We start from the raw sequence: 22,129 nt of genomic DNA, 5'->3' as shown, positions 1-22,129 counted from the left end.
CCATTGACGTTGAGAACCAACCTATCGGACGGCGCCTGTCGCCCCGAGCCCCGCATCTCCGAGTCCGGGCGGTCTTCCGTAGCCGGCGCCCGTACCGTAATACGTGTCGATGTCCGTACTGCGGGTATCGCTCCACTGGCCCAAATCGCTGGCGTCGAAAGTCGGGGCACCCTCAAGTCGATGGCGGTCGATGTTGACCACAAAGCCACCAGCTTGCGGATCATAGGTCAATTGGTTCCAGGGAAGCGGATGATAGCGCTCTCCGATCCCCAGAAAGCCACCGAAGCTGAGGATCGCGTAGTCGGCCTTCCCTGAAGCCTTGTCGAGCATCACGTCGTAGACGCTGCCGAGGCTCTCGCCAGCCGTATTGTAAACCGCCGTACCGCTGACCTTGCTGGCAGCGATCAGCCGGCCGCCGGTGTCACTGGGATTGTCGATCCTGTCCATCATTCACTCCATTGCTGAGCCTAGCCACGGGCCCGTTACGCCCCGTGGGGAACAAAGAGATGGCCGCAGGCGGCGGAGGAACTCAGCACAAAATCGTGGCCCACCGAGAATTGATGGGCACGGCCGCTATCTCGAACGGTTCGAGCTTGCCTATGTCACGCGCGTGGACAGGCTGCTAAATCATGCTAGAGCACAGGACATGAGTGAACTGGTTCAAGACACGCAAGAGACCTTGGAGCGGCACGAACATCTCGCTCATGGCGCCCCCGATCATCATGGGCGGCGCATCGCTCTGCTGATTGGCGTCCTGGCTGCCGTCCTGGCGGTATGCGACATGAGCGAGCGCAGTTCCCAGAACGCCTATCTTGCTCATCATGTCGGCGCCAGCGACGAATATGCCTTCTATCAGGCGCGACAGACGCGCGCGCTGGTGCTGAACCAGAGCGCCGTCTTGCTGGACGCGCTACCGCCGACGCCGCAGACGGCGAAGGCGGCCCAAACGGCTCGAGCGGAGGCCAACCGCCTGATAGAAGACAGCGACCGGGGGAACGGCCAGAAGCAAATCCTGGCGCGTGCGGTCGCCGAGACCAAGGCGCGCGACCTGGCGCTGCACCGATACGAGTGGTTTGAGATCGTCACCAGCGCGCTGCAGATTGCGATCGTGCTGGCAAGTGTATCGGTCATAACGCGGATACGAGTCATTGCGTTTGTGGGGGCAGGATTGGGCTTGGTAGCAGCCGGCCTGGCGGCGCTGGTCGCGACGGGATCCGTCTGAGGTAGATATTTACGCGAACCGACTAGGCATGGCTTGTCTTACAGCGAGAGCTGAGTTGATCGCATTCGCGGCAAGTATTACAATCGCCGAATTGGACTTGCAATATTAGACTGGTCTGTCCGGCTGGCGTCCGCAGCGCCGCCCTTGCAGGATCGGTGCCGAGACAGTTCTTTGGGGGGAAGACATTATGACTGAATTCCGGACCGAGACCGACAGCCTTGGTGCCGTCGAGGTTCCGAGCGACAAGCTGTGGGGCGCACAGACGCAGCGATCGCTGGAACATTTCAGCATTGGCCAGGATCTTATGCCGCGCGAGATGATCGCGGCCTATGCAATCCTGAAGCGCTGTGCGGCGGTCGCCAATCACGACGGGGGACGGTTGAAGACTGACGCGTTTAATCTCATCGTAAAGGTCTGCGACGAACTGTTGAGTGGGCAGCATCAGGATATGTTTCCGCTCCATGTCTGGATGACAGGCAGCGGCACGCAGTTCAATATGAACGTCAATGAAGTTTTGTCGAATCGATGCTGTCAGCTGGCCGGAACCGCGCTGGGCAGTAAGGCACCCGTTCATCCCAACGACCACGTCAATATGTCGCAATCCTCGAACGACAGCTTTCCGTCGGCGATGTATATCGCGGCTGCGATGGGTGTGACGGGCCGGCTGATACCGGCTGTCTCGGCGCTCAGGGATGGGATTGCCGCCAAGGCCGATGAGTGGGTCGATATCGTCAAAATCGGCCGCACGCACATGCAGGATGCGACACCTCTCACGCTCGGACAGGAATGGTCGGGATATGTCGGCATGCTTGACGACGATCTGGAGCGGCTCACTGACGCGCTCAAGGGCGTCTACCGGCTTGCTTTGGGAGGTACAGCGGTCGGGACGGGCATCAACGCCGCGCCGGGCTTCGCGGAGGCCGCCACCGCCGAGATCGCCAGGTTCACCAAACTGCCTTTCGTCAGCGCACCCAATAAATTCACGGTCCAAGGCGCGCATGACGCGCTGGTTCAACTTTCCGGCACGCTTCGCACCTTGGCAACCTCGCTCTACAAGATCGCCAACGATATCCGCCTGCTGTCCTGCGGGCCGCGGGCCGGCTTTGCCGAATTACTGATCCCGGAGAACGAGCCGGGTTCCTCGATCATGCCGGGCAAGGTCAATCCGACACAGGCCGAGGCGCTCGCCATGCTGTCGGTGCAGGTGATGGCCAATGACGTGGCAGTTGGTTTCGGCGGCGCGGGTGGCTACCTCGAAATGAATGTCTACAAGCCGCTGATCATCGCCAATATCACGCAGTCGATCACGCTGATCACCGACGGTTCCACCAACTTCCGGAAGTTCTTGGTGGAGGGGACGCGCCCCAACCGCAAGAAGATCGCTGAATACGTCGAGCGTTCCTTGATGCTGGTGACCGCGCTCGCGCCGGTCATCGGATACGATAAGTCGTCGAAAATTGCCCATCATGCGATGGACCACGACTTGACGCTGAGAGACGCCGCATTGCAACTCGGCTTCGTCAGCGCGGAGGAGTTCGATCGCGTGGTGGACCCCATCAGGATGACGAAGCCCTACGTTGCCACCGCGGAATAGGAACACACACCCCTATTCATTTGTAGCAGACGGATTTCTTCGAAGGCGATCGACATGACCCAAGCCGGCGACACAGGATATGCGCTTCTTCACAATCCGCGCCTCAACAAGGGAACTTCCTTCACTGAGGTGGAGCGTCGTGCGCATGGCCTTGAGGGCCTGCTGCCGCCGGTGCCGAACACGCTCGAGATTCAAGTTGCGCGGGCGCATGCTGAGCTGACGCATCTCGATAATGATCTGCAGAAGTATTTGTTCCTGTCCGATCTGCAAGCTCGGAACGAAACGCTCTTCTACGCCGTCGTGATGTCCGATCCCGCGACGTTCATGCCGCTTGTCTATACGCCCACAGTCGGCGAAGCCTGCCAGAAGTTCGACCATGTTTTCCGTGCCGCGCGTGGCCTCTATTTGCCGATCACCGCCCGCAGCCGGATCGCGGAGCTGCTTGGCAATTGGCCGGAGCAGGATGTCCGCTTCATCGTCGTGACGGATGGCGAGCGGATCCTTGGCCTTGGTGATCTCGGGGTCGGAGGCATGGGCATACCGCTCGGCAAGCTATCGCTTTACACCGCCTGCGCCGGCGTGCCACCGCAGTTTTGCCTGCCGATCGTGCTTGATGTCGGCACCAACAATCCGGCGTTAATCGACGATCCGCTCTATCTTGGCCTCCGCCAGGAACGGGTTCGCGGCGCGGATTATACGAGCTTCATCGATGAGTTCGTGGAGGCGGTGCAGATGCGCTTCCCCAAATGCTGCATCCAGTGGGAAGACTTCGCGAATTTCAACGCGGTTCCGATCCTTGCCCGCTACCGCGATAAGATCTGCACCTATAATGATGACATCCAGGGGACGGCGGCGGTAGCGCTGGCTGGGATTTACGCGGCCCTGCGCATCTCCGGCGGGAAACTCACGGAGCAGCGCTTCCTGTTCCTGGGCGGCGGATCGGCGGCGACGGGCATCGCTGAGCTGATCTCGCAGGCGATGGCGCTGGAAGGGCTCGACATCAATCAGGCGCGGCTGCGCAACCCGCTTTTCGACATTAACGGTTTGATGGTGAAATCGCGGACAGACCTCGCGGATTTCCAGAAGCCATTCGCGCAGGACCACGCGCCCCTCGACAAATTCGTCGATGCCGTCAAAGCGCTGCGGCCGACCGGGATCATCGGCGTGAGCACCGTGCCGAAACTCTTCAATCAGCAGGTGATCGAGGCCATGGCCGCGATCAACAAGCGACCCATCATTTTTCCGTATTCCAATCCGACATCGCGTTCGGAATGCACGGCGGAGGAGGCTTACCGCTGGACCAATGGCCAGGCGATCTTCGCCAGCGGCAGCCCCTTCCCGCCCGTCGAATTCGCCGGGGAGACTCTGGTTCCCGGCCAGGGCAACAATGTCTATATCTTTCCCGCGATGGGCATGGCCGTCTACGCAACGGAATCGTCTCGCGTGACGGAGGAGATGTTCATAGTCGCCGCCAAGGCGGTCGCCGAGCAGGTTGGCGAAGAGAGTCTGGCCACCGGCCTCATCTACCCGCCTCAAAGCAAGATCTTCGAGGCCTCGCTCCATGTCGCGACCGCCATCGCGAACTACATTTTCGACAATAAACTCGCCCGGGTTGCGCGGCCCGATGACGTAGCGGCTCTTATCCGAAGCAGTGCCTATAAGCCGGTCTATCCGAGCTAAGCCCTCGCTACAATGAATCGGGTTTTGCAAGTGCAGAGGCAGGATAGGGAGGTTGCCGGTCAAACGAGAGAAGCGCTGACGGCGCAGAAACTTACCCTCCTCTCCCAGATCGTGCAGTTGCTGCTCATGAGCGGCCAGACAACTGAGCGTCTTGTCCATGCGACTGAACGCGTAGGCATGAGGCTCGGGATGCGCGTCACGGTCTTGCCGGGCTGGGGTGCGACCATCCTCGCTTTCGACGACGACCAGCACAAGCGGCTGGAGTTGGTGCCCGGCGCGCCGGTGGCAGTGGACATGCGCAAAGTCACCACGACGATGTCTGTGGTCGATGAGATATGCGATGGCAGGCGCGATATCGCCTCCGCCGAGTCCGCATTGGGCGCGGTTTCCCGGTTGTCGCCGATATCGGTCTGGCGCTTCGCGGTGCTGGCGGCGGCGGGCGCGGCAGCGCTCGCCATCTTGTTTGGGGCGCGACACTGGCCTGAAATTCTCCTGGTGGCCGCCACGGCGGGGATAGGCGCGCTTATCCGCCGGGGACTCGCCCTCGTGACGAAGAATCTCTTTGTGCAGCCTTTCATGGCGGCACTGGTGGCGGGGCTGGCGGGTGCTTTTGCCCTGCGGCATGCGCCGGGCTCAATGTCGAGTCTGGTCGCCCTCTGTTCCTGCATGATCCTCGTCCCTGGACCACATTTGCTGAACGGGGCACTCGATCTTGTCCGCGGCCGCCTGCCATTGGGCGGTGCGCGGATCGGCTATGCCAGCATGACGATTCTGATGATTTGCACCGGCCTGCTTTTCGGATTGGCGATCGGCGGCGCGAACCTCCCGGTCAATACCCCTCCGGCTTCGGTGTCTCTCCTCATCGATGTATTGTCCGCCGGCGTGGCGGTTATGGCCTACGGAACCTTCTTCTCGATGCCGTGGCGGATGTTGCCAATTCCCGTGGTAATCGGCATGGCGGCCCATGCGCTGAGGTGGGTATTGATCGGTGTCGCGCATACTTCACCCGCGCTAGGCGCGCTCGGAGCCTGCGCTTTAGTCGGCGTCCTGATGACACCGATCGCAAATTGGCTGCACCTTCCCTTTTCGGGCTGCGCTTTCGCCGCGGTGGTCTCGCTTATTCCAGGCATCTACCTGCTGCGGATGGCGGGCGCTCTGGTTCAGCTTGTTGCTGCCGGTGACGCAGGATCGCCGGATCTGGTGTCCACCGCGATCGGCGATGGGACGGCGGCGATGATCATTCTCGTGGCCATGGCCGCCGGCCTGATCGTTCCAAAGCTTCTGATAGAAGGCTATCGCCCGCAGGCGTGAGCGTTGCTCAACGTGGAAGCAGGTTGGTTTTCGCGAGATCGAGCACCTCGTCTCCACGGCCACTCATTACCGCGCGAAGCACCCACAAGCTGAATCCTTTCATCTGCTCCACGCCAATCGTCGGCGGCATGGAGAGTTCCTGCTTCGCCGTCACGACATCGAGGACAGCGGGACCATCGTGAGCGAGTATGTCGCGAACCGCACCCGGCAGGTCGCCAGGGTCCTCGACGCGAACCGCGTGAATGCCCATCGCGCGCGCCATGGCGGCAAAATCCGGGTTTTGCAGATCGACGCCCGACTCAACGAAACCCGACGCTTTCATCTCCAAGGCGACGAATCCCAAAACGCCATTGTTGAAGATTACCACCTTCACCGGCAGTTTCATCTGGGTCAGCGTGATCAAGTCGCCCATCAGCATGGCAAAGCCACCATCGCCTGACATCGATATGACCTGACGCCCCGGCTGAGCGGCCTGCACACCGATCGCATGTGCCATCGCATTGGCCATGGAGCCGTGAACCCAGGATCCAACGAGACGGCGCTGCCCGTTCATAGCGAGATAGCGTGCCGCCCAAATCGTTGGTGTGCCGACGTCCGCCGTGAACACGGCATCCTCCGCAGCCGCTTCGCTGAGCACGCGCGCGAGGTATTGCGGATGAATGGGTTTGTGGCCTGGCGTCCCGCGGGCGAGTTCGTCGAGGCCGGCGCGGGCCTTCCGATAGTGCGTCAGGCTGTCGTCCAGGAACTTTCTCTCGGTCTTAGCCTTCAACATCGGCAACAACGCGTCGATTGTTGCGCCGACATCGCCCACGAGACCTAGATCGAGCTTGCAGCGGCGACCGAGATTCTCGGGGCGGATATCGACCTGCGCGATTTTCGCGTCTGTCGGCAGGAATTGCTTGTAAGGGAAGTCGGTCCCGAGCATCAGCAGCACATCGCAAGCATGCATCGCCGCGTAGCCGGAGGAGAAGCCAATGAACCCCGTCATTCCGACGTCATAGGGGTTGTCGAACTCGACATGCTCCTTCCCGCCGAGCGCATGTACCATTGGGCTTTTCAGCGTTTCGGCAAGCTGCAGAAGCTTGTCGTGCGTCCCCGCGCAGCCCCTGCCGCAGAACAGGGTCACCTTCTTGGCGTCGTTCAGGAGCCGTGCGAGCGCGGCCAGCTGACTCTGGGCGGGCGTGACGACAGGTGCCACTGGCACAAGCCCGCCATTCGGCGAAATACCGCGAGCGGGCGCCGAACGAAGTGCGACGTCGCCGGGAATCACGAGAACAGCGACGCCACGCTGACCGACGGCCGCGCGAATAGCGTTTTCCAAAACATAGGGGAGCTGCGCCACGTCCGAAACGAGCTCGCAGTAGTGGCTACATTCGCGAAACAAATCTTGCGGATGGGTCTCCTGGAAATATCCGCCGCCGATCTCCCCGGACGGAATCTGCGCCGCTATCGCGAGGACCGGCGTACGGCTGCGATGTGCATCGAACAGGCCATTGATGAGATGCAAATTGCCAGGCCCGCATGATCCGGCGCAGACCGCCAGCTCACCGGTAATCTGCGCCTCCGCTGATGCCGCGAAAGCCGCTACCTCCTCGTGGCGGACATGGATCCAATCGATCGTATTCCGGCGTCGCAATGCCTCGGTGAGACCGTTGAGGCTGTCACCAACTACGCCAAAGATGCGTTTGACCCCGGCCTGAGCCAAAGTCTCGACGATGAGGTCGGCTACATTGTTTATCTGCACGGTGCATCTCCTTGTGCTCGGACACCCGGCTGAGGCCTCTCGGCGCCGCGAGTTGAGCGTAAGTGGATCTCTCGTCTCCTGCATCCTCAATCGGCAGGTCGAGGCGGTCGCAGTCCATCGATTAGAATATCGATTAGCCGTAACGCGCTGGCCTGCCACCCCGGGCTGGTATTGCCGTAGGTGAAGCCGACGAGGGCGCGCAGAAGGTCGTTCGGATCGACGTTGGGGCGGATATCGCCAGCGACGCTGGCGCGGTCGACGAGAAGAACCATGGCGTTTGTGATCTGCCCAAGCGAGGAGGCGTAGAGTTCCGGTGTATTGGCGACGATCGCGCCAATCGCCGAGGCCATGACTTTCTTCGTGGCGATATAGTCAACGAAAAGCCGCATCCACTCGTGAAGGGCCTCACCGGGAGACAAGGACGCGAGAAGACGCGCCGCCGACCCCGCCAATTGCTCAACCTCGCGCCGGTAGACCGCCTCGATGATCGCGTCGCGCGTCGGGAAGTGTCGGTACAACGTGCCGATGCCCACCCCCGCCCGTCGGGCGATCTCGTCGAGGCTGACATCCGCGCCCAATTCGGCGAAGGCAAGCTTTGCCACCTCCGTCAGGCGCTCGCGGTTCCGCTGCCCGTCCGCCCGCAATCTACGCGGAGGCAGAGCCTCCTCCCCGTCTGACCCTCCTTCGATCCTGGGAGTCAGGCCCTCCAGCTCAACGGTCATGGTGCCGGCCTCTTGCTAAAAGGAGGAGTCCTCCGTATATGATCCGGAGACATCCTCCGTTTAACGGGTGGCCGAGCTGATGGCAATGAGAATGCCAAGCTGGCGAGCGAGCGGAGGCCTGGACCCATCTGGTCCGAAACTAACCAAGAACTGGAGACTGTTATGGCAAAAGCATTTGGAGCGACGTCCACCACTGACGAGGTGCTCGAGGGTGTGGACCTGAGCGGCAAGCGAATCCTGGTCACGGGTGTCTCGGCCGGGTTGGGGGTTGAGACCGCCCGGACTCTGGCCGCCCATGGCGCCCAGGTGGTCGGCGCAGCGCGCGACCTGCGGAAGGCCCATGCCGCCACCGAGGAGGTTCGCGCACAGGCAACCAGAGTCGGCGGTCTCGAACTCGTTGAACTGGATCTTGCGTCGCTGGCAAGTGTGAGGGCCTGCGCCGACGCACTGGTTGCGGCGGGCAAGCGCTTCGACCTGGTGATCGCCAATGCCGGCGTCATGGCCTGCCCTTTCGGCAAAACCAGTGACGGCTTCGAAACGCAGTTCGGCACGAACCACCTGGGCCACTTCGTCTTCGTCAACCGCATCGCCTCGCTATTCAATCCCGGCTCCCGGCTGGTCAACCTGTCCTCGGCGGGCCATCGATTCTCGGACGTCAATCTCGACGACCCGAATTTCGAGAACTCACCGTATACCGAGTTCGGCGCCTACGGCCGCTCGAAGACCGCCAATATCCTGTTTGCCGTCGAATTCGACCGGCGACACAAGGCGAAGGGTGTGCGGGCCACGGCTGTCCACCCCGGCGGCATCCAGACCGAACTTGGCCGTCACCTCAGTCCTGAAGCCATACAACAGCTGATCGACGGGATAAACGCGGCGAACGCGACTTCGGGCCAGCCCGCCTTCGACTGGAAGACGGTTCCGCAGGGCGCGGCGACCTCGGTCTGGAGCGGCATCGTCGCCTCCGCCGACGAGGTCGGCGGCCTCTATTGCGAGGACTGCCACGTGGCGGAACTCAGCGAGGGGGAAGGCATCCGCGGCGGTGTACGCGCTTATGCCCTCGATGCAGAGCATGCGAAGGCACTCTGGGCCAAGAGCGAGGAGATGGTGGGCGAGCGGTTCTGATCGCGTAGTTTCTACCACGTCGCTTCCACCCCTTCTTGCTTGGGAGGGGATAGTGGTGGGTTCGCCCGACTGGCGACCCACCCCGACCTCTGCCCGTCCAGGGAGGGGCTATTGCATAGTGCCTTCGGCGCAGTAGCTAAAAGCCTAAGGATCTGGCACCTGATCTTATAAGAAACGGGAGGTGCCAGTGCGTAAGCTCGTGATTGCGTCGACTTTAATCCTACTGGCCTCATGCAAAGCTGAACCTCCTCCCGTTCAGCAGGTTCAGTTTGTGCCGCCCCCTCCCTCCAAACCGACAGACAGAGCACCCATCTGCGGACGGCCCGAAGAGGTCGCGGCTTTCGCAGCGGTCGGGCTGCAGACGCAACTCATGCAAACCGCGCTGTCCTGCGGTGGCGAAGACAAATACGGGACCTTCGTCACCAAGTTTCAGTCTGATCTTCGAGATCAACGCAAAGTCCTGGCGCTTTTCTTTACCCGAGCCTATGGAAGCGCCCGGTCACGAAGCTCCTTCGACGCGTACATCACCCAGCTTGCTAATGCCCAGTCGCAACAGGATCTGAAGTCGGGCGCCTCGTATTGCGATTTCAGCAAATCTCAGCTGGATAAGGCGCAGGCGCTGGCGACTGTTGAGGACCTCAACAACTTCGCGGCTCAATCTCCCATTCAGCAGTCCCTGGATGTCGAAGCATGCGGCTCACCATCGGCGCCACCTGAGACGGTAACGGTTCATCGCGCCACAAGGTCGTACAAAAAGAAGAAGCATACTCCTAAGTCTTAAACCCGCTAGCGGGGTTTCGCGGCTGAGGAGGTCGGGGTTGAGCCCGCTTTGGTATAGCGCTACTGAACTCTCACCAACTCGTATCCCAGTTGGGTGACGCTGACGTGGTAACTCGCGCATGCCGGGTTCACCACGCTATGCTGATCGCCTTGGCAATAGACCTTGAAGGTCTCCCTCCCCGTGCTTGCCTGATGCCAGCCGTGAGGGTCCGCCCGGCCAAAACCGACATAGGACGTCTTCGCCATCTTATCGCAGCCAGAACCAGCTAGCGGGTTTTCATCCACCGCGAAGCTGCGGTCGTCCAGCAAGGTTGAGTCGGGCGCGGCCTTGAAGGCGAGAACTGGCTCCGATGCATTGCCGTGCGTGCCTCTATGGCTACCGGCTCGGCAAACCCCGTAATCCGTCAATACGGTTTTCTTCGGAACCTGGTTCACGTGAACGTCCTCCGCCAAAAATACCTGCGCCGAGCCGATGGCCGCGCCGTTCGGCCGCTGAAGATCGAAGCTTAAGTTTAGAGCCTCACCTCTCGGGTGGACGAAAACGACGTCCTGCTGGCCTTCGATGCTGAGACGGTTTTCGTGGTGGGGCTCATCACCGGTGATTGCGACGAAGGCTTTGCCCGGCAAATTCGTCTTCACGGTCACCGTTACGGCCTCTGTCGAAGCTTTGTCATCCGGAAGCAGATTTGAAATCCAGGCCAATATGGGGCGACGGCTCGAACCCGCGACGCATTTCGAATAGGCGTCCCAGCCGCCCCTCTGGACAGCTCTTTCGAGGATAGAGAGATCGCTTATTTGGCCGACTTCCTTCGTGTAGAGCTCCTTCATCACGCCGACTTCTTTGACGAGATCCTTGTAGCTCGAGGCGGCACCAAGCGTGATCACCGCGATAGTTCCACTCGCCTTTTCGGCCGCGAAGTTATTCGCGTTGATCGTGTTGCTCAGCGCCAGCCGGTAGGCGAAATTGCTTTTGATCGCGGTGGTGTCGAAGTTGAGGCGAGAGCCGCAAGCAGCGATGTAGTTCTGCGCGCTCGCGCCATGGGCCGTGTAGCCTGCCGCCAGAGCGATGCCGATCAGGCAGCCGCACAGCATTGGTCCCATGGAATTGGTCCTCAAATTGGCCGAGTAGCGGTAATAGCTTGTTGGAAATCAGAGTGTTCTTGGAGAGAGAAAGCCGCCCCTTTCGGATTGTCAATGGTCCGATCCCGCTCGTGCCTGATTGGGCGACAATTATGATTCACGGAAAACTCGGCGGAATTTCCCCAGCCGTTGACATCCACTCTCTCGGCCCCGAGATAGTTCCGCAATGCAACCGTCCGCCGATCGAAAAGCTTCAGGTCTTTCCGCGGGCCTGACCCTGCTCCTTGCCGTGACCGCCGGCATCAGCGCGGCGAACATGTATCTTGCACAGCCTTTGATCGGCCTTATCGGCCCGGCTATCGGCCTTCACCGAGGGGCCTTCGGGCTAGTCGTGACCCTCACGCAAATCGGCTATGCCAGCGGCTTGCTTCTAGTCGTGCCGCTGGGAGATTTTCTTGAGATTCGAAGGCTGATGGTCGTCACGCTGAGTCTTGGCGCGACCACGCTTCTGCTCACATCCTTCGCTCGATCTGCGCCGCTTTTCCTGATTGCTTGCTTCATTATCGGGCTGACTTCGGTCACGACGCATATGGCAGTGCCCCTCGCCGCTCATCTCGCGGACCCAAAAAAACGCGGGCGTCAGGTCGCGACGATTGTGAGTGGGTTACTGACGGGAATCCTGTTCGGCCGCCCTATCGCCAGCCTCATCGCGAGCGCCATCGGCTGGCGAATGGTTTTCATTGTCGCGGCTTTTGCGATGGCGAGCATTGCCATCGTACTTTGGCGTCGCCTGCCCGACCATCACCCACAAACGCGCAACAACTATCTCGGTGTATTGAGGTCCCTGTTCCCATTGGTGAGAAATACGCCCGTCTTACGTCGGCGCATGGTGTATCAGACATCGGTGATGTTCGCATTCTCGGTGTTGTGGACAGCTATTCCTCTGGAGCTATCATCGCCGCATTTTGGCTTTGGGCAGCCCGGCATCGCGCTCTTTTCTCTTGTCGGCGCGGCGGGTGCGCTGTCGGCGCCCATCGCGGGGCGTCTCGCTGATGCGGGCAAAGTGTTCACAGGAACCGCTATCGCCTTGATGATGGTGTCGGCCGGCATTCTCCTGACTTGGCCAGGCTCGGCCTCCGATGGCTGGATCGGCATTCTCACCCTGAGCATTGCGACGATATTGCTGGACGGCGGAGCCCAGGCTCACCAAGCCTTCGCGATGAAAGTCTTATTCGATCTAGCGCCGGCCCAGCGCAGCCGAATCAATGCGATGTTCATAGCTGTGGCATTCCTGGGAGCGGCAGTCGGCTCAGCCGTGGCGCCCTTCGCCTTCGCATATGGAGGATGGCCGCTGGTGGCTTTGCTGGGCGCGGTGCCGCCTCTCACCGCGCTTTGTTGCTTTCTGGTGTGGGAGCGGCGACAGCCAGCCATAGCCTGAAATCCGGCCCGGACCCTAGCAGCCTCTAGCGGATCAAATCGATGCCAACGCCAATAACCAGTCCGACGAGAGCCCAGAATATACTCTGCGTCACTCTTACCCGCGCTCGCCCTGGTAGAGCCGCCGGGGCTGGGGTGGGTTCGGAGGTCGGCACGGAGGGGCCTCCATCGTCCAGCTTCAGGTCCAGGCGGCTCTCGTCGACGGTCAAGTCCGAGATGTAACCATGGAGGACCGCCGCTTGACCCTCCTCATCCGCGGGCGGGAGATAGGCCGCCCATCCTTCCCCCTGGCCATTCGGGCGCTCGACGTCGAGAACGTAAAAGCCTTCGACCCTCGTCTCCAGCCGCAACCGTTCAAGACGTCTGGTGGAGACCGCGTCGGCGATCTTTTCGAAGACTTGCCGGGGCAGGTAGGCGGTGAGACTCCAGGGCAGGATTTCCTCATGCGGCTCGGTCAGTCGCAAAACCGATACCGGCCAGGATTTACGAGCGCGCCGATCCCAATCGGACGTCCCAAGCTTTGCCCCGTCGTATGAGTAAATAGAAACCGAAAACTCGGTCGTTTCCGTTTTGGGCTGGCCCAGGACTCCGACGCGGTTGATCCATCCGTCGATCTCCGCGACGCCGCCCAGGCGGGGCTCGGAAACCGGAGGGCGCAAATCGCCCTCCATGGATCCATAGGTGGCGTAGTGGCGATACAGGGCGATATTCTTGATGCGTAGAGGCAGACTCCAGCCAGGCAATCCGAATTGAGGAAAACCTTCGGCGAGGGCGTAGACCTGCTCCTGATACTCAAACCGCCCATCCTCACGCGCAACAACCTCCACGTCACCTCCATTGCGAGCGGTCGAGAGAACATGGGATCAGAAGGGCGGGCCCCCTCGCCAGTCGCTGCGGGCTATGGTGTCACTCGCACGGTCGGCTGACTAGTACCCCTCGACAGAGGGCTTCATCGGTCAGCAAGACGCCCACGGCTATAAGCGCCGGGGCGTCCGCATTGGTGAAAGCACTCAACCATTCCGTTTATATCTTCGAGCGTCACGCAGCCCCTAAAGTGATCGCGTCAGTGGCGCGCGGGGCCTGCTAGACCTAGCGAGACGGGACGCCAAGGGATGCTTCGTGCGAAGCATTTCTCCCCACCACTCTCAGCCGGGCATCAAAACCTTGTCGATAACTTGAATAACACCGTTGGATTGGCCGACATCGGCGATTGTGATATCCGCCATGCCGCCCTTTTCGTCTTCAACGATGATATTGCTGGAGCCATTCATCATGAATGTCAGTGTCCCGCCTTCAAGGCTTTTCAATTCTGTCTTTCCGCCACCAGCCAGAATCATGCTCCGGATTTTGGTGGTGTTGTAGTCACCGGGAACGACGTGATAGGTGAGAATCTTGGTCAGTGTCGCCTTGTTCTCGGGTTTCACAAGTGAATCGACCGTCCCCGCCGGAAGATCGGCGAAGGCTTCGTTGGTCGGCGCGAATACTGTGAACGGCCCGGCACCGCTGAGCGCACCGGCAAGGCCCGCCGCCTTCACCGCGGCCACGAGTGTCGTATGATCCTGTGAATTCACCGCGTTGGCGACGATCGTTTTGCTCGGATACATCGCCATACCGCCAACCGACACGGTATTCGGCGCCATCATGGATGATTGCGCATGCGCCATTGAGATTGCGACGGGCGCTACGAGCGCGGCGCCCACGGCGAAGACTGCTAACCGAATTGTTCTGCTCATGGCAAAATTCCTTCACTGTCGCGACCACGTCGGCCGCACACATAGTCGCAATGAGTCACAAAGTTGGATGCAGTCGTGCGGTGAGATTTTGCGGGGGCGGCGAAAATCTCGACAATGCTTGATGGTGTTTGCTGGACACGCCCCACTTCGCCAATCGGAGCGCGGGCAAATCGCCGGAGCAACCGAAGAAGGAGTGAGTACCCTAGGGGGTGCTCACTCCGAAATACTTCTTCCGGCTCACATCGCCATCAGCTACTCGGGAGGCACAAGATTGGATGCACAGACACTGCAACTTTCCGCATCGGGAGATGCCCCTATCAACTCGTACCGGAACGACAACCGGCGACCGTCCGTCCCGGAGGCATATCAATCTCGTTCGAAATTCAGTGTCCGGTGCCAGTATTCCTCCGCTCGTCCTTGCGGGCAGCCTTCCTGCCGCCACAGAACATAGGCGCGCTCGCGAATGTGCTGTTCATACGCCTGGTGCCAGTAGTCGTCCGCGCGCCCTGCGGGGGAACCGTCCTGCTCCCATAGAAGGTAAGCGTGCTCGCGAACCCCCTGCTCAAGACTCTGCTTGGTTTCGATCAGCAAGTCGCGGTCGTCACCATAAGGCTTCAAAGGTCCGCCCCGGCTTACATGCATCCGGGTCGTAAGCTCTCCGAAGTCACACTCGGGAACCAACTGCGCGTGAGCCGCAGCCTGAGTGGCCTTTGCTTGAAAATCGGTGTCCGCAACTTCGCTCTCGGCGTCCCCAATTGTGACTGGAAACGTATGGAGAACCGTCACATCCTGTTTCAACACGTCAACCAACTTCTCTGCCATTGAAAAACCCTTCTTCTGTTGTGGGGAAGCCGCCCGTTCGGTCAGCGAACCAGCTTAGAGTGCATGGGGTGAAAGCCTCAAGGCGAACCGTCTCTTCACGAAAGAAGTGAAGTCCTGCCCACCTCCGGGGTGTTCACGGGTTGGTGCGTTGCCCACCACTACAAATTGACGGGCGGCCCCAAATCTACGGCGGTCACCGCTTTCACGCGTTAGAGGAGAAGCCGGCGATGGAACCTATGAAGCCGATGAAGCCCATGGCGGGCGGCGAGACGTGGTGGCCAGAAGCTCTCGGCCAACCCTCGGCCAGTGGATCGCAGAACGGCATGCGCTATGCCTTCTTCCCGCAAAAGCAACGCCTTCTGATCGAGCAAGCCGGCGAACTCGCGACCTATGACAGTGGAGATCATCGCATCAGCGGCGTATCGCAGCAGGATAGCGCTGAACGTTCATTGTCGTTCACCAGCCAGAACGGACAGGTGAATTTGGATGAGTTGAGTAAAATTGCCTGACCATCGCGATCGCGCAGGGTCAAAGGCTGGATAACCGGCTCAACACTCTGGCCGCGATCCGCAACCACGTAACGGCTTGCGCCACGTTGGCCGATCTGTAACCTTCGGTTCTGGATCGAGAAGAACGGGAGAGACAGATGAAGCCGAGAGCGCTCTTCTTTTGCCTAGGTGTTGCGGCCCTCGCGCTTGCCAGCTTCATTCGAGGAACCGCGGAAGCCGCGACAGTGACGACCCTCCGCTTCGTCTACGACTGGCCCGTACCCGATTTCGGGATGGTTCCCGTGGCTGTGGGGATGCAGAAGGGCTTCTATGAGAAGCATGGGCTGAAGGTGGAGGCATTGTTCCCGCCTGATGCGCAAACGACCGCGCGAATGCTGGCGACTGGCAAAGCCGATATCGGCTTCGAGGCGACGACCGACCTCATCTTCGCCGCCAATCAGGGCGTGCCCGTCATCTCGATCGCGAATTTCGTTCAGCATAATACATGGTGCCTCATAGGGCGACCCGGCGAACCCGTAGAGATATCGGCGCTGCGTGGCAAATCGATCGGCATCTTCACTGATTCTTGGACGCGCGTGATGATGGGATTCGTGCTTCGCAAAGCAGGTCTTAGCGAGAATGACGTGCACCAGATCATCGTCCAGGATGACGATATTCCGCTTCTGCTGTCGAAGAAGCTCGATGTCGCAACCAACGTTGCTTCTTACGGCGTCGCTGAGATTCAGGATAATATCCACAAGCAGCCGACGCTCGCCTGCGGTGATGCCATCGGTGTGCCCAATATTCCGGTTTGGGCCTACACGGCGAGCCCGGCCTGGCTGGAAAAGAACGCGGATGCCGCCCGCGCCTTCCTCGCCGCGACGGCGGAAGCCACAGTATGGAGCACGCAGCATCCTGAGGAAGCGGCAGCACTGTTCCAGAAAGCGTATCCCGCCTCCGGCAGCTCAAACTACGCAGTGATTGGCTGGAAGGAGACACTGTCTGGCCTCGCGGGCCCGCAAGGTTACTTTGTTCAGGACGACAAGCAATGGGTCGACCTTGCCGAGGCCATCAAGGGCATTGGTCAAATTCCTGAGGTGAAGCCGGCCGCCACCTACTATAGCAATGCCTATATCCCCGCCGATCTGCCGAAAGCGCCGTGAGCAACGATGTGGACGTAGGATGATGCTTTCAGCTGCTGACCTCGCTGCCTACAAGCGGTCCCAGGCTTTGGCGCGTGACGTCCTTAAGGCAATTCGTGCCCAGATCCGGCCTGGCGCGACAGAGGCGAGCCTGGGCGCGGCCTGCCGCAAGCTGATGGATGAGGCAGGCGCCACCGCTTATTGGTGGTACGGCACGCCGGCGTATATTCTTGCGGGGGACGCGCTACGCGCATCGGTCGAAGGGGATGTCTACCTTCCCCGCGACGTGCCACTTCGTGCCGATGACATGGTTACGATCGACCTCGCCCCCGAGGTCGATGGCTACTGGGGCGATTGTGCACGCAGCTATTTCCTGCGAAACGGCGAGCTGGTGGACGCGCAAGCGGCCGGCGCCGAGCAGGCGGAGGGCATGGCAACAGAGGCCGCACTGCACGCATTGTTGCGCGAGACGGCGAAGCCAATGATGACGTTTCGCGAATTGCACAGTATCATCGCCGATGAACTTGCCCGGCGCGGTTATGAAAACCTCGATTTCCTAGGGAATTTCGGTCACAGCATCGGCGGTGATGTGCGACGGCGCGCCTTCATGGATGCCAAATGCGGTGAGCGGTTGGACAGCGTGCCCCTCTTCACGTTTGAGCCGCATATCGCGCGTCCACGCTCGACTCTCGCGTTCAAATTCGAAGAAGTCTACCTCTTCGATGAAAGCGATCGACTGCAAATACTTTAACGCGCCGCCACAAGCGGTGCTCAGGCGACGACCGTGCCATAGGTATCTCAGATATCGATATTCCTCGCGGTCAGTAAATTTCCTGTAGCGGCGCAATCGTCGCCGCCCGCGCCAGATTTCGTGAAGACAAAGAGTAAGCCAGCCATGTTTTCGCCGCTGATTGAGAGTTTTGTGGCCATATCTTGAGACGACATTCGTATTTCCACATTGAGAGGAAACCGTTATGCGTCTCCTTGCGGCACTGGCTATCGGCGGCCTGCTTGCTGTCACAGTTCAAGCAAAGCCTGCGACCGCTGCCATCCTTTCCCCGAATGGCGAGGCGATCGAGGCCGCCGCACCGCATTCCAATGCGGCGATAGAGAAGGTCTACTGGCGCCATTATCCGCACCACTATTACTGGCGCGCCCACTGGCACGATTGGCACCATCACTGGCACCACCACGGCTATGGCTACGGCTATCGTTACTAAGCATCGGTTGCCGGTTTGACCGGCCGGGATGTGTGCTGTGGCGACCTCATCAGCCGCCAGCCAGCGCCGTCTCGCGCCGATCAGCTTCGGCGGCTGCCTTCCGCGATGGAGGCTCGCCGCCATCGCTGGTACCCGCGGTAGTTTTGCGCCTACTGCCCCGCCTTCTCAAGCTGGTCGTAGACCTTTGATATGGCGAGAGCGAAAGCTTCGGAGGAATTCGTTTCGCATTCCTGTTTCACTCGTTCCAGAATACCTTTGTCGCCGACGCTTCGACCGACCGCGTGGTTTCTGGCGTTGACGACATTGATTGCACTGAAATAGCCAAGCGCCCAGCCGACCGATAGAGCCGCATAGTGACTTTGCAACGCCGTCGAGCAAGTCTGTTTTCCTATCCCGAACATGCCCGCGCCTGAACCCGTGGCAGGCTGTGCGCTAGCCTCTTGCCCAGAAATCGCAGCCGCAATTAACCCAGCAAACAAAGGGATTGCGACACGGCTACGCGTCGTCCGGAATATTTGCACGTTCAAAGACCCTCCTGTGTCAACTTGACCGACCTCATTTTGTGTTGAGGTCCGCGCTCCGCACAATATGCGATCCGCAGACGAACTGATAGGAACGACATTTTCAACAGAGGCGTAAGGTTGCGCGCGATCTAGCAGCAGCGCACCGGTTTTGTATCAGCTTTGGCAACCTATCGTCTTTGCGGCGGCTCTGCCTTTCCGGCGCGACAATCGCCCCGTTTGATTGATGAGGTGGGTAAGTGGGTGAGTCGTTAGTATGAGATCCCCAAGTCTGATTTCTTTCTCCCCCGAGATCCGCTAGGTGCGAGGGGCAGGTGAGCGCACGACGCAGCTCTCCTGTAGGCCAGAAAGGGCGGCAGACCTTCCATCGGCGGCTAAGCGGGTTTGGCAAAGTGGTCCTGCGGCGGTCATCTCGACCAACGACACCGGTTCGATTCCGGTAGCCCGCGCCGTCGCCGGCAACGATTGCCCGGCAATCGAAGCGCTGAACCCCAGAGGTAGGCTGAGTTCGCTGACTAAGCCACGAGTAGCATGACGATCCGTCGTTTGAGATCGTTTCGTAATTACAAGAGCCGAGCAGCGAACCGCGAAGAGCCGGCGTAGGTTCAGGTAAGTTTAGGCGACCCGACCCCAAATCCGTCACGGGATCGCCTCATTCGAACGGGAACGGGCGTCGTGAAGAAAGCTGACCGGTTGACAACCATCCCAGGACCAAGACGGTTCGTTTTGACGCTTTGGCCAAAACGACAAGACGAGGCGCTCGCTCTGCCGCTCTACCTGGGAATAGATGCTCAGCAGGCTCAGGATTTGTGCTCTCTCATTCAGAGCTGGATGAAGACTCAGCGGCCTGCGATTTCGCTCGAGGAAAGCTCGCTAAGCCTGGTCCAGCATGTCGACCCCAAAGCTCTGCCGCCCGCTCAAACCTATTTGTTCAGGGAGCCCGAGCCCTCCGAGGTCATCGAAGACAGACGCCCGGCTGATCGATCAACCCCCTCGGCGCCAAGCCCTCGCGGGGAATCCACGTCACTGACGCCATCCATCGCCACTCCGGCTTCTTCCCGGGATCGGCAACCGTCTCCGCACACGACGTATTCGCACGCTTCAAGGCCCAGCCTCGGCTGACGAACGCTTTCCGCGACGGTTGTCCGCGCCGTTGGGCCCTTTGCCTTCCGGGTCAGGCGACCAGGTCTCGCGCAAGCTTGCTAGGGCTTCCATAACACGACACCCTCTACCGGGTAGTGTGAAGGAGCGCGCAATGGCAGATGAGAGACACCGGCCAGTCATCGTCGACGACCTGCATGGGGTGGAACTCTACGCCACCGAGGTGAGTGGCTTCACCCTCGCCCATGGCAATGTGACCCTGACCTTGTCGTCCCTCAGGGCATCCTGGGACGATGAGGGGATCCCGAATAAGCGCGTCGTGGTCGGTCGCATTGTGCTGCCGACGACAAGCGCCCAGGTTTTGGCGCTCGAGTTGTACGACTTCCTCAAGAGCAGAGGGCTCGATCCCGCACCCAGGCCAGAGGGGACCCAAGTACAGTGAGCCGGTAAGGCACCCAGGATGCCGGTGCCCCGCCCCTGGCGCGGAGGAGCCGCTATTTCGGCGCCGCGCTCTGGAAGCCGCCAGGGGTGCCGGGGGGCGGAAACGGCATGGGCGGCGGCGACGGCGCCGTCGTCAACGAGCCGCCATTAATGGGCGGAGCCGACTGGTTACTGTTGGAAAACGCCGGCGGTGTGATGGCTGGCGCTCCTGGATTGCCCATGTTGAAATGCGCCGGGTCTTGTGGCCCTGGCGGGCTCGTCACCAGCGGCTTGTAGGAATTCTCAATCTGCGCCATGGCGGCGACGGGAGAGGCCACAACAAGCGCTGCTAAGCCGCAGATAATCAGTCTCTTCGGTGATTGCATATTTTTACCCTCACCTCGTCAATATATTCCATATCGTCGCTAAGCTGCAGGCTCGCTGGCGGTGACCTCAGCATAACCGCCCTGCGCGGCGGCGATGTGCGCGGCGGATCCCGCGCCGCTGGAACTCCTTTTGGTTACAAATTGTCTCTGCTTCCGGGAAACCGCCGTCGTCGGCGGCGTCGCGACGGGCAGGCACCGCATAGTGCGTCGCATTGCCTGGCGAAGCCGAACATGACAAAGGCGCATATCGGAGTGTCCATGTCCGGGGGGATGCCGTGCCGGGTGGAATGGAGAGGTCGGTATGCCGGGGGTAAGCACATTGGCCAGCGTAACCGCCGCTCCCCTGTTGCCGCCGGTGGACGGGCTAGTCTGGGGCTACCGTTTCAATGATGATGGCCGCGCCGATCCACTGGACGGCGCCGCCGCAATGCTTGAGTTGGAACGCCAGGAAAGCTGGGTCTGGCTACACTTCGATCTGATCGACGGCCGCGCCCGCAAGGCTCTCGCAAATCTTGCGCATATTCCCGATGAGGCACGCGAGTTGCTACTCGGCGTCGACGACCGGCAGAGAATGGAAACCTACGGTCAAGTCATTGCCGGCGTCGTCATGGACTTCGAGCGCGCGGATGAACTCGACCCTCGGCGCATGTTATCCTGGCGCTTCTGCATGGCACCCCACGCTTTCATCTCCGCCCGACGGAGCCCCCTGCAGACCATGGCGGAATTGCACAATGCCATTCTGTCGGGTCGACGCTTCCCCGATGTACTGCATCTCTTCAACGGCATCATCCACAGCTTTGCCGGCGCCCTGGGGGCGGCATCGGTACGCATGGTGGGCCAATTGGACGAGGTCGAGGACGGCCTGCTGGATGAGCGCGACAGCGGCGATTTCGAGTCTCTGGGTTCGGTCCGACGTAAAGCCGTGCAGCTCCATCGCCAGGCCACGCCGCTCCGCTTCATGCTTCACAGCCTGCTCGCCGAACGTCCGGATTGGTTCACCGAGGATGCGGCGGAGGATAGCGCTCAGGTTGCTCACCGGGTGGACAGTGTTTGTGCCGACCTCGTCGCCTTGCAAGAGCGAGCTCGAGCGTTGCAGGACGAGTTGAATTCGCGGCAGACCGAAATGACGAACAAGCGCCTCATGCTGCTCTCCATCATCTCGGCTGTCTTGCTTCCGCCGACCTTGATCTCTGGCATTTTCGGTATGAATGTCGATGGTTTGCCGTTCACGCACACGCCCTTCGGCTTCCTATGCACGATCGGCGTCATGGTCTTTTCTGTTATCGGCCTTCTTTTCGTTCTTCGGCGAATGAAGATGTTCTAGAACCGCGATCGGCGGTATCTGGACTCTGTTCAGATGGACTCGCCGAGAGGCCTCCAATCAAGAAGGTCGTCCGGCACCTCCTCGGGCTCCCGGTCCCATTTCGCGCTTCCCGTGCGATGGCGGGCGACGCTCGCGGCAGCCTCATCGGCCGTACGCCAGTGGCCGCAATGCGTGCCTGAGAACTCGAAAACCCAGTATCGTTTTCGCATAACAATTCGAACGGTACCGGCTTGCGCTGGATACTCGTAGGGCATTGATCCCTCCGCGACCGCAACAC

Annotated in this window: 22 protein-coding genes and 1 tRNA gene; 14 read left to right on the top strand and 9 right to left on the bottom strand. The window is 60.4% G+C overall.

Going from position 1 to position 22,129, the window contains the following annotated elements; translation table 11 throughout:
* Window positions 1-21 precede the first annotated feature (21 nt).
* Window positions 22-450, bottom strand: a complete 429-nt coding sequence (locus GSQ92_RS18525) for a PRC-barrel domain-containing protein (protein ID WP_158803710.1) — start codon at window positions 448-450, stop codon at window positions 22-24.
* A 196-nt stretch (window positions 451-646) separates the two neighbouring features.
* Between GSQ92_RS18525 and GSQ92_RS18520 the strand changes: the two genes are divergently transcribed.
* The 4 genes from GSQ92_RS18520 to GSQ92_RS18505 all read left to right on the top strand — a co-directional run bounded on the left by GSQ92_RS18520 (window position 647) and on the right by GSQ92_RS18505 (window position 5,807).
* Entirely contained in the window at window positions 647-1,222 is a 576-nt protein-coding gene (locus GSQ92_RS18520) for a DUF4337 family protein (protein WP_158803709.1), read from the top strand.
* 187 nt (window positions 1,223-1,409) lie between these two features.
* Window positions 1,410-2,816 carry a class II fumarate hydratase gene (gene fumC / locus GSQ92_RS18515; protein ID WP_158803708.1) on the top strand — a complete coding sequence of 469 codons (1,407 nt, stop codon included), beginning with the start codon at window positions 1,410-1,412 and terminating at the stop codon, window positions 2,814-2,816.
* Window positions 2,817-2,870: 54 nt separating this feature from the next.
* Window positions 2,871-4,496, top strand: a complete 1,626-nt coding sequence (locus GSQ92_RS18510) for an NAD-dependent malic enzyme (RefSeq protein WP_158803707.1) — start codon at window positions 2,871-2,873, stop codon at window positions 4,494-4,496.
* Window positions 4,497-4,526: 30 nt separating this feature from the next.
* Window positions 4,527-5,807 (top strand): threonine/serine exporter ThrE family protein, encoded by a 1,281-nt coding sequence (locus GSQ92_RS18505; protein ID WP_254065714.1) that lies wholly within the window; start codon window positions 4,527-4,529, stop codon window positions 5,805-5,807.
* A 7-nt stretch (window positions 5,808-5,814) separates the two neighbouring features.
* Here the strand turns inward: GSQ92_RS18505 and poxB are convergent, their stop codons facing one another.
* Both poxB and GSQ92_RS18495 read right to left on the bottom strand, forming a co-directional pair.
* On the bottom strand, window positions 5,815-7,551 hold the full coding sequence (poxB, locus tag GSQ92_RS18500; RefSeq protein WP_158803705.1) for a ubiquinone-dependent pyruvate dehydrogenase: 1,737 nt from the start codon (window positions 7,549-7,551) through the stop codon (window positions 5,815-5,817).
* An 86-nt stretch (window positions 7,552-7,637) separates the two neighbouring features.
* Complete coding sequence (locus GSQ92_RS18495; protein ID WP_158803704.1) at window positions 7,638-8,273, bottom strand: TetR/AcrR family transcriptional regulator; 636 nt, start codon at window positions 8,271-8,273, stop codon at window positions 7,638-7,640.
* A gap of 162 nt (window positions 8,274-8,435) precedes the next feature.
* Between GSQ92_RS18495 and GSQ92_RS18490 the strand changes: the two genes are divergently transcribed.
* Both GSQ92_RS18490 and GSQ92_RS18485 read left to right on the top strand, forming a co-directional pair.
* A complete protein-coding gene (locus tag GSQ92_RS18490) occupies window positions 8,436-9,398 on the top strand; it encodes an SDR family NAD(P)-dependent oxidoreductase (RefSeq protein ID WP_158803703.1) in 963 nt (320 codons plus the stop codon).
* Window positions 9,399-9,768: 370 nt separating this feature from the next.
* Window positions 9,769-10,179, top strand: coding sequence for a hypothetical protein (locus tag GSQ92_RS18485; protein ID WP_158803702.1), 411 nt, complete (start codon window positions 9,769-9,771; stop codon window positions 10,177-10,179).
* A 59-nt stretch (window positions 10,180-10,238) separates the two neighbouring features.
* Here GSQ92_RS18485 and GSQ92_RS18480 read toward each other — a convergent pair whose 3' ends face one another.
* Window positions 10,239-11,279: a hypothetical protein gene (locus GSQ92_RS18480; protein WP_158803701.1), complete on the bottom strand. Its 1,041-nt coding sequence runs from the start codon at window positions 11,277-11,279 to the stop codon at window positions 10,239-10,241.
* 205 nt (window positions 11,280-11,484) lie between these two features.
* Between GSQ92_RS18480 and GSQ92_RS18475 the strand changes: the two genes are divergently transcribed.
* A complete protein-coding gene (locus GSQ92_RS18475; protein WP_158803700.1) occupies window positions 11,485-12,696 on the top strand; it encodes an MFS transporter in 1,212 nt (403 codons plus the stop codon).
* 25 nt (window positions 12,697-12,721) lie between these two features.
* On the opposite strand, the gene GSQ92_RS18470 is transcribed toward GSQ92_RS18475, so the two are convergent.
* The 3 genes from GSQ92_RS18470 to GSQ92_RS18460 form a co-directional block, all read right to left on the bottom strand.
* Window positions 12,722-13,522 carry a hypothetical protein gene (locus GSQ92_RS18470; RefSeq protein WP_158803699.1) on the bottom strand — a complete coding sequence of 267 codons (801 nt, stop codon included), beginning with the start codon at window positions 13,520-13,522 and terminating at the stop codon, window positions 12,722-12,724.
* A 318-nt stretch (window positions 13,523-13,840) separates the two neighbouring features.
* Window positions 13,841-14,395, bottom strand: a complete 555-nt coding sequence (locus tag GSQ92_RS18465) for a fasciclin domain-containing protein (protein ID WP_371418023.1) — start codon at window positions 14,393-14,395, stop codon at window positions 13,841-13,843.
* Window positions 14,396-14,794: 399 nt separating this feature from the next.
* Entirely contained in the window at window positions 14,795-15,250 is a 456-nt protein-coding gene (locus GSQ92_RS18460; RefSeq protein ID WP_158803697.1) for a DUF2934 domain-containing protein, read from the bottom strand.
* A gap of 236 nt (window positions 15,251-15,486) precedes the next feature.
* Here GSQ92_RS18460 and GSQ92_RS18455 point away from each other — a divergent pair, with 236 nt between their 5' ends.
* The 4 genes from GSQ92_RS18455 to GSQ92_RS18440 all read left to right on the top strand — a co-directional run bounded on the left by GSQ92_RS18455 (window position 15,487) and on the right by GSQ92_RS18440 (window position 18,100).
* Window positions 15,487-15,759 carry a hypothetical protein gene (locus GSQ92_RS18455; protein WP_254065706.1) on the top strand — a complete coding sequence of 91 codons (273 nt, stop codon included), beginning with the start codon at window positions 15,487-15,489 and terminating at the stop codon, window positions 15,757-15,759.
* Window positions 15,760-15,896: 137 nt separating this feature from the next.
* On the top strand, window positions 15,897-16,901 hold the full coding sequence (locus GSQ92_RS18450) for an ABC transporter substrate-binding protein (RefSeq protein ID WP_159013831.1): 1,005 nt from the start codon (window positions 15,897-15,899) through the stop codon (window positions 16,899-16,901).
* Between the two features lie 19 nt (window positions 16,902-16,920).
* Window positions 16,921-17,631, top strand: a complete 711-nt coding sequence (locus GSQ92_RS18445) for a M24 family metallopeptidase (RefSeq protein WP_159013830.1) — start codon at window positions 16,921-16,923, stop codon at window positions 17,629-17,631.
* A gap of 223 nt (window positions 17,632-17,854) precedes the next feature.
* A complete protein-coding gene (locus tag GSQ92_RS18440; RefSeq protein WP_159013829.1) occupies window positions 17,855-18,100 on the top strand; it encodes a hypothetical protein in 246 nt (81 codons plus the stop codon).
* 149 nt (window positions 18,101-18,249) lie between these two features.
* On the opposite strand, the gene GSQ92_RS18435 is transcribed toward GSQ92_RS18440, so the two are convergent.
* A complete protein-coding gene (locus GSQ92_RS18435) occupies window positions 18,250-18,627 on the bottom strand; it encodes a hypothetical protein (RefSeq protein WP_158803692.1) in 378 nt (125 codons plus the stop codon).
* 372 nt (window positions 18,628-18,999) lie between these two features.
* On the opposite strand from GSQ92_RS18435, the gene GSQ92_RS18430 reads away from it, so the two are divergent.
* Window positions 19,000-19,070: transfer RNA gene (locus GSQ92_RS18430), tRNA-OTHER, on the top strand.
* Between the two features lie 806 nt (window positions 19,071-19,876).
* Window positions 19,877-20,164: a hypothetical protein gene (locus GSQ92_RS18425; protein ID WP_158803691.1), complete on the top strand. Its 288-nt coding sequence runs from the start codon at window positions 19,877-19,879 to the stop codon at window positions 20,162-20,164.
* Window positions 20,165-20,216: 52 nt separating this feature from the next.
* Here GSQ92_RS18425 and GSQ92_RS18420 read toward each other — a convergent pair whose 3' ends face one another.
* On the bottom strand, window positions 20,217-20,480 hold the full coding sequence (locus tag GSQ92_RS18420) for a hypothetical protein (protein ID WP_159013828.1): 264 nt from the start codon (window positions 20,478-20,480) through the stop codon (window positions 20,217-20,219).
* A 349-nt stretch (window positions 20,481-20,829) separates the two neighbouring features.
* Here GSQ92_RS18420 and GSQ92_RS18415 point away from each other — a divergent pair, with 349 nt between their 5' ends.
* Window positions 20,830-21,852, top strand: coding sequence for a CorA family divalent cation transporter (locus GSQ92_RS18415; protein ID WP_159013827.1), 1,023 nt, complete (start codon window positions 20,830-20,832; stop codon window positions 21,850-21,852).
* Window positions 21,853-22,129: the final 277 nt, after the last annotated feature.

Origin of the sequence: Acidisoma sp. S159 (genome assembly GCF_009766125.1) — a bacterium.
GTDB lineage: Bacteria > Pseudomonadota > Alphaproteobacteria > Acetobacterales > Acetobacteraceae > Acidisoma.
This window is presented reverse-complemented; position numbering and strand designations above follow the sequence as displayed.

What these genes read in the sequence shown, in the direction of transcription:
- GSQ92_RS18525 (WP_158803710.1), bottom strand. Translation starts at nt 450, where the DNA reads ATGATGGACAGGATCGACAATCCCAGTGACACCGGCGGCCGGCTGATC.
- GSQ92_RS18520 (WP_158803709.1), top strand. Translation starts at nt 647, where the DNA reads ATGAGTGAACTGGTTCAAGACACGCAAGAGACCTTGGAGCGGCACGAA.
- fumC (WP_158803708.1), top strand. Translation starts at nt 1,410, where the DNA reads ATGACTGAATTCCGGACCGAGACCGACAGCCTTGGTGCCGTCGAGGTT.
- GSQ92_RS18510 (WP_158803707.1), top strand. Translation starts at nt 2,871, where the DNA reads ATGACCCAAGCCGGCGACACAGGATATGCGCTTCTTCACAATCCGCGC.
- GSQ92_RS18495 (WP_158803704.1), bottom strand. Translation starts at nt 8,273, where the DNA reads ATGACCGTTGAGCTGGAGGGCCTGACTCCCAGGATCGAAGGAGGGTCA.
- GSQ92_RS18490 (WP_158803703.1), top strand. Translation starts at nt 8,436, where the DNA reads ATGGCAAAAGCATTTGGAGCGACGTCCACCACTGACGAGGTGCTCGAG.
- GSQ92_RS18485 (WP_158803702.1), top strand. Translation starts at nt 9,769, where the DNA reads ATGCAAACCGCGCTGTCCTGCGGTGGCGAAGACAAATACGGGACCTTC.
- GSQ92_RS18480 (WP_158803701.1), bottom strand. Translation starts at nt 11,279, where the DNA reads ATGGGACCAATGCTGTGCGGCTGCCTGATCGGCATCGCTCTGGCGGCA.
- GSQ92_RS18475 (WP_158803700.1), top strand. Translation starts at nt 11,485, where the DNA reads ATGCAACCGTCCGCCGATCGAAAAGCTTCAGGTCTTTCCGCGGGCCTG.
- GSQ92_RS18460 (WP_158803697.1), bottom strand. Translation starts at nt 15,250, where the DNA reads ATGGCAGAGAAGTTGGTTGACGTGTTGAAACAGGATGTGACGGTTCTC.
- GSQ92_RS18455 (WP_254065706.1), top strand. Translation starts at nt 15,487, where the DNA reads ATGAAGCCGATGAAGCCCATGGCGGGCGGCGAGACGTGGTGGCCAGAA.
- GSQ92_RS18450 (WP_159013831.1), top strand. Translation starts at nt 15,897, where the DNA reads ATGAAGCCGAGAGCGCTCTTCTTTTGCCTAGGTGTTGCGGCCCTCGCG.
- GSQ92_RS18445 (WP_159013830.1), top strand. Translation starts at nt 16,921, where the DNA reads ATGATGCTTTCAGCTGCTGACCTCGCTGCCTACAAGCGGTCCCAGGCT.
- GSQ92_RS18440 (WP_159013829.1), top strand. Translation starts at nt 17,855, where the DNA reads ATGCGTCTCCTTGCGGCACTGGCTATCGGCGGCCTGCTTGCTGTCACA.
- GSQ92_RS18425 (WP_158803691.1), top strand. Translation starts at nt 19,877, where the DNA reads ATGGCAGATGAGAGACACCGGCCAGTCATCGTCGACGACCTGCATGGG.
- GSQ92_RS18415 (WP_159013827.1), top strand. Translation starts at nt 20,830, where the DNA reads ATGCCGGGGGTAAGCACATTGGCCAGCGTAACCGCCGCTCCCCTGTTG.